Source organism: Pseudomonas sp. Sample_20, assembly GCF_004307585.1.
In the GTDB taxonomy this organism is placed as follows: domain Bacteria; phylum Pseudomonadota; class Gammaproteobacteria; order Pseudomonadales; family Pseudomonadaceae; genus Aquipseudomonas; species Aquipseudomonas atacamensis.
Genome location: NZ_RCOA01000019.1, coordinates 134,729 through 140,896, shown reverse-complemented (window position 1 = coordinate 140,896; position 6,168 = coordinate 134,729). Strand labels below are relative to the sequence as shown.

The window sequence follows — 6,168 nt, the reverse complement described above, 5'->3', positions numbered from 1 at the left end:
CGGCCATGCCCTGCAGGAAGATCGAGTTCGATTCCTGGATCTGCACCATCGCCACCCGCGCTTCGAACTGCTCGGAGCGGTTGCGCACGAAGTGCGGCCAAAACTCGCTGCCCGGGATCAGCTCGTGCAGGTTGGACATCATCTGGCAACCGTTGCACACGCCCAGCGTGAAGCTGTCGTTACGTTCGAAGAAGCCTTGGAACGCATCGCGGGCGCGGCTGTTGAACAGCGCCGACTTGGCCCAGCCTTCACCGGCGCCGAGCACGTCGCCGTAGGAGAAACCACCGCAGGCCACCAGGCCTTTGAACTCGTTGAGGTCGATACGACCGGCGAGGATGTCGCTCATGTGCACGTCGATCGCGCTGAAACCGGCGCGGTCGAACGCGGCGGCCATTTCCACCTGACCGTTGACGCCCTGCTCACGCAGCACGGCAACCTGTGGGCGGATGCCTTTCTTGATGTAAGGCGCGGCGATGTCCTGATTGACGTCGTAGCTGAGCTTGACGCTCAGGCCCGGGTTGTCTTCTTCCAGCAGCGCGTCGAATTCCTGCTCGGCGCAGTCGGCGTTGTCGCGCAGACGCTGGATCTGGTAGCTGGTCTCGGCCCACTGACGTTGCAGCAGACGACGCTGGCCTTCGAACACGGTGTCACCGTTGAAGGTGATGTTGATCTGGCCATTGTTGATCGGCTGACCGATCACCGACACGCAGTCGCCCAGACCGGCGGCGCTGAATTGCGCGAGGATGTCCGGGGTGGCGTCCTGACGAACCTGGATCACCGCACCGAGTTCTTCGTTGAACAGGATCGCGGCGATTTCCGAAGCGGATTCGGCAACGCTGTCCAGGTTCAGGCTCAGACCGCAGTGGCCGGCGAAGGCCATTTCCACCACGGAAGTCAGCAGACCACCGTCGGAACGGTCGTGGTAGGCCAGCAGGTGACCGTCGGCGTTGAGGCCCTGGATCACCGCGAAGAAGGCCTTCAGGTCTTCGGCGTCATCGACGTCCGGTGCATGCTGGCCGAGCTTGCCGTGGACTTGCGCGAGGATCGATGCACCCATGCGGTTCTGGCCGCGACCGAGATCGATCAGGATCAGGTCGGTGGTGCCCTTGTCCATGCGCAGTTCCGGGGTCAGGGTCTGACGGATGTCAGCCACTGGCGCGAAACCGGTAACGATCAGCGACATCGGCGAGGTGACAGTCTTGTCTTCGCCGTTGTCGTTCCAGCGCGTGGCCATGGACATCGAGTCCTTGCCCACCGGAATGGTGATGCCCAGCTCAGGGCACAGCTCCATGCCGACAGCTTTCACGGTGTCGTACAGACGCGCGTCTTCGCCCGGGTGGCCGGCCGCCGACATCCAGTTCGCCGACAGTTTGATGTCGGAGAGCTTGTTGATGCGCGAGGCAGCAATGTTGGTGATGGTTTCGCCGATGGCCATGCGGCCCGAGGCCGGCGCGTCCAGCAGAGCCAGCGGAGTACGCTCGCCCATCGCCATGGCTTCACCGGTGTAGACGTCGAAACTGGTGGCGGTGACGGCAACGTCGGCCACCGGCACTTGCCATGGGCCGACCATCTGGTCACGGGCGACGAGGCCGGTGATGGTGCGGTCGCCGATGGTGATCAGGAAGCTTTTGCTGGCTACGGCCGGGTGATGCAGAACGCGTTCGATGGACTCGCTGATGTCGAGGTTCGACGGATCGAAGTCATCGCCCAGCTCGGCTTCGCGAACCACCGAACGGTGCATGCGCGGCGCCTTGCCCAGCAACACTTCCAGCGGCATGTCCACCGGGTTGTTGCCGAAGTGGCTATCCGTGACAGTAAGCTGCGGTTCGGCAGTGGCTTCCCCGACTACGGCAAACGGGCAACGCTCGCGTTCGCAGATCGCCTGGAAGCGCTCGAAGTCTTCCGGGCCGACTGCCAGCACGTAACGTTCCTGGGATTCGTTCGACCAGATTTCGTGCGGGGCCATGCCCGGCTCGTCATTCGGGATGTTGCGCAGTTCGAAACGGCCACCGCGATCGCCGTCGTTGACCAGTTCCGGGAAGGCATTGGACAGACCGCCCGCGCCGACGTCGTGGATGAAGCTGATCGGGTTCTTGTCGCCCAGTTGCCAGCAACGGTCGATGACTTCCTGGCAACGACGCTCCATTTCAGGGTTCTCACGCTGCACGGAAGCAAAATCCAGATCCGCCGAGCTGGTGCCGGTGGCCATCGACGAAGCCGCGCCGCCACCGAGACCGATCAACATCGCCGGGCCGCCGAGCACGATCAGCTTGGAGCCGACCACGATCTCGCCTTTCTTGACGTGTTCTTCGCGGATGTTGCCCATGCCGCCAGCGAGCATGATCGGCTTGTGATAACCGCGCACTTCGTCACCGTGCGGAGTGGTGATCGACTGTTCGAAGGTACGGAAATAGCCGGTCAGCGCCGGACGACCGAATTCGTTGTTGAACGCAGCACCGCCGAGCGGGCCTTCGATCATGATGTCCAGCGCGGTGACGATGCGCTCAGGCTTGCCGTACGGCACTTCCCACGGCTGTTCGAAGCCCGGGATCTGCAGGTTCGATACGGTGAAACCGGTCAGGCCGGCCTTTGGCTTGGCGCCGCGACCGGTTGCACCTTCGTCACGGATCTCGCCACCGGAACCGGTGGATGCGCCCGGGAACGGCGCAATCGCGGTCGGGTGGTTGTGGGTTTCAACCTTCATCAGGATGTGCACCGGCTCCTGCACCGCGCCGTACTGGCGGGTTTCAGGGTTCGGGAAGAAGCGGCCGGCAACGTTGCCGACGATCACCGAAGCGTTGTCCTTGTAAGCGGACAGCACGCCTTCGCTGTGCATCTGATAGGTGTTCTTGATCATGCCGAACAGGCTTTTTTCCTGGCTCTGGCCGTCAATGTCCCAACTGGCGTTGAAGATCTTGTGGCGGCAGTGCTCGGAGTTGGCCTGGGCGAACATCATCAGTTCGATGTCGTGCGGGTTGCGCTTCAGACCGTTGAAGGCGTTGACCAGATAGTCGATCTCGTCTTCGGCCAGGGCCAGGCCCAGCTCGGTGTTGGCCTTTTCCAGCGCGGCGCGGCCGCCACCGAGGATGTCGATGGCGGTCAGCGGCTTCGGCTCGGCATGGCTGAACAGACCGGCGGCCTGTTCGAGGTTGGCCAGCACGATCTGGGTCATGCGGTCATGCAGCGCGTCCGAAATCAGCTGGGCTTCGGCTTCGCTGAACTGCCCTGCAACATAGAAGGCGATACCGCGTTCCAGACGCTGGATCTTGCTCAGGCCGCAGTTGCGGGCGATGTCGCTGGCCTTGCTCGACCACGGCGAGATGGTGCCGAAACGCGGCAACACCAGAAACAGACGGCCGGTAGGCTCTTGAACCGGAACACTTGGGCCGTACTTCAGAAGGCGCGCTAGCACCTGCTGTTCGTCGCCGGTCAGGACGCCGGTGACTTCGGCGAAGTGAGCGAATTCAGCATACAGGCCACTGACAGCTGGAACCTTCTGGCTCAGTTGCTCAAGGAGTTTGCTGTGGCGAAAGGCAGAAAGGGCAGGAGCGCCGCGCAGGATCAACATCTTCGGGACAGCCTCGGGAAGGGGTGTGCTTTGAGGCCGTGCATTCTAGCCTAAACCGACCTCAACATCACCCGAAACGCTACGCACGGTTGCACTCGGGTAGCAATCTGTGTTTCTGCCTTCGGGGTCAGGTAAATCGAGCGTTTCAGCATGGCTTATTTTTACTGTAACAAAATGCCCTGAAGGCCCGTATTCAAGGGATTTCGTTCGATTTTGTGATCGCTAGCAGACTAGTCCTACGCTGTCGAGATATGGCGCCCGTGGCCGTTTGCGTATACTGCGCAGATGTTTTTCCCAACGGCTTTGCGTCCGCGATACGCCAAATGGCTGATCGCAACCGGACTCTTCCTGATGCTCGGTGGCTGTGTTGATAAACCCAACACACTCGAGCGCGTAAAGGAGGATGGTGTGCTGCGCGTGGTTACCCGCAACAGCCCCGCCACCTACTTTCAGGATCGCAGCGGTGAAACCGGCTTCGAATACGAGCTGGTGAAGCGCTTTGCCGACGATTTGGGCGTCGAGTTGAAGATCGAGACGGCCGACAATCTCGATGACCTGTTCAACCAGGTCGGCAAGCCGAACGGCCCGGTACTCGCGGCCGCCGGTCTGGTCAGCAGCGATGAACGCAAGAAGCAGGTGCGGTTCTCCCACTCCTACCTCGAAGTCACCCCGCAGATCATCTACCGCAACGGCCAGTCGCGCCCCACCGATCCGGCGGATCTGGTCGGCAAGAAGATCACCGTGCTCAAGGGCAGCACCCACGCCGAACAACTGGCCGCGCTGAAACAGAAATATCCCGGCATCGAATACGAAGAATCCGACGCGGTTGAAGTGGTCGATCTGCTGCGCATGGTTGATGAAGGCCAGATCGACCTGACACTGGTCGACTCCAACGAAGTGGCGATGAATCAGGTGTACTTCACCAACATCCGCGTGGCCTTCGACCTCGGCGACGCGCGCAGTCAGAGCTGGGCGGTGGGCCCGGGCGAAGACAACAGCCTGCTCAATGAAATCAACGCCTATCTGGACAAGGTGCAGAAGAACGGCATCCTGCAACGCCTGAAGGACCGCTACTACGGCCATGTCGATGTGCTTGGCTACATGGGCGCCACCACCTTTGCCCAGCACTTGCAGCAGCGCCTGCCGAAATACGAACAGCACTTCAAGAACTACGCGAAGAAAGAGAAAGTCGACTGGCGGCTGCTCGCCGCCATCGGTTATCAGGAATCCCTGTGGCAGCCGACGGTGACCTCGAAAACCGGCGTACGCGGTTTGATGATGCTGACCCAGAACACCGCGCAGGCGATGGGCGTGTCCAACCGCCTCGACCCCAAGCAGAGCATCATGGGCGGCGCCAAGTACCTGGCTTATATGAAGGATCAGCTAGACGATTCGATCCAGGAACCGGATCGCACCTGGTTCGCCCTGGCGGCGTACAACGTCGGCAGCGGCCATCTGGATGACGCGCGCAAACTGGCGGCGAAGGAAGGCTTGAACCCGGACAAGTGGCTGGACGTGAAAAAGATCCTGCCGCGCCTTTCGCAGAAGCAGTGGTACAGCAAGACCCGCTACGGTTACGCCCGCGGTGGCGAACCGGTGCACTTCGTGGCGAACATTCGTCGCTACTACGACATTCTGACTTGGGTAACCCAGCCGCAGCTTGAAGGCGATCAGGTGGCCGAGGGCAACCTGCATGTGCCGGCGATCGACAAGTCGAAACCGGCGCAAGAGCCTGCCCCTCTCTAAAGCAAAAGATCGCAGCCTTCGGCAGCTCCAGGGTTATGTGTTCACCTGTAGGAGCCGCCGAAGGCTGCGATCTTTTGATCTTAGCCCTTGAGAGCAGCAGCCAGAATCAGCGCTTTCATTTCCGATACGGCAGACTTGAAGCCAACGAACAACGCATGCGCCACCAGCGCGTGGCCGATGTTCAGCTCGTTGATGCCTTTGATCGCAGCCACGGCTTCAACATTGTGGTAATGCAAGCCGTGACCGGCGTTAACGATCAAGCCTTGGGCCAGACCAAACGCAACGCCATCCGCCACACGCTTCAATTCCTCGGCCACTTCAGTCGGGGTTTCAGCATCGGCATAACGCCCGGTGTGCAGCTCGATGGTCGGCGCACCGACGCGCTTGGAAGCCGCAATCTGGCGCTCGTCAGCATCGATGAACAGCGACACTTCGCTGCCGATCTTCGACAAGCGCTCGACCGCCGCCCTGATGCGTTCTTCTTGCCCCGCCACATCCAGACCACCTTCGGTGGTCAGCTCCTGACGGGTTTCCGGGACCAGGCAGATGTGCGCCGGGCGAATACGCTCGGCGAACGCCATCATTTCTTCGGTGACGCCCATTTCGAAGTTCATGCGGGTTTGCAGCACATCCTTGAGCAGCAGTACGTCGCGCTCCTGGATGTGACGGCGATCTTCGCGCAGGTGCACGGTGATGCCATCGGCGCCCGCCTCTTCTGCATCCAGCGCCGCTTTGACCGGATCCGGGTAGCGCGTGCCACGGGCCTGACGCAGGGTGGCGACGTGGTCGATGTTCACGCCGAGAAGAATGCGATTGCTGCTGGTCACGGATGCGCTCCTGAATTGAGAGATTCG

General features: G+C 61.2%; 3 protein-coding genes. 1 reads left to right on the top strand and 2 read right to left on the bottom strand.

Features of this window, described 5'->3' with window-relative positions:
- A partial coding sequence (purL, locus tag D8U70_RS03650) for a phosphoribosylformylglycinamidine synthase (protein WP_130928304.1) occupies window positions 1-3,568 on the bottom strand: 3,568 nt, incomplete at its 3' end.
- Window positions 3,569-3,853: 285 nt separating this feature from the next.
- Between purL and mltF the strand changes: the two genes are divergently transcribed.
- Entirely contained in the window at window positions 3,854-5,314 is a 1,461-nt protein-coding gene (gene mltF, locus D8U70_RS03645) for a membrane-bound lytic murein transglycosylase MltF (protein ID WP_130928303.1), read from the top strand.
- An 80-nt stretch (window positions 5,315-5,394) separates the two neighbouring features.
- Here the strand turns inward: mltF and pdxJ are convergent, their stop codons facing one another.
- Complete coding sequence (gene pdxJ / locus D8U70_RS03640; RefSeq protein ID WP_130928302.1) at window positions 5,395-6,141, bottom strand: pyridoxine 5'-phosphate synthase; 747 nt, start codon at window positions 6,139-6,141, stop codon at window positions 5,395-5,397.
- Between the last annotated feature and the right edge of the window lie 27 nt (window positions 6,142-6,168).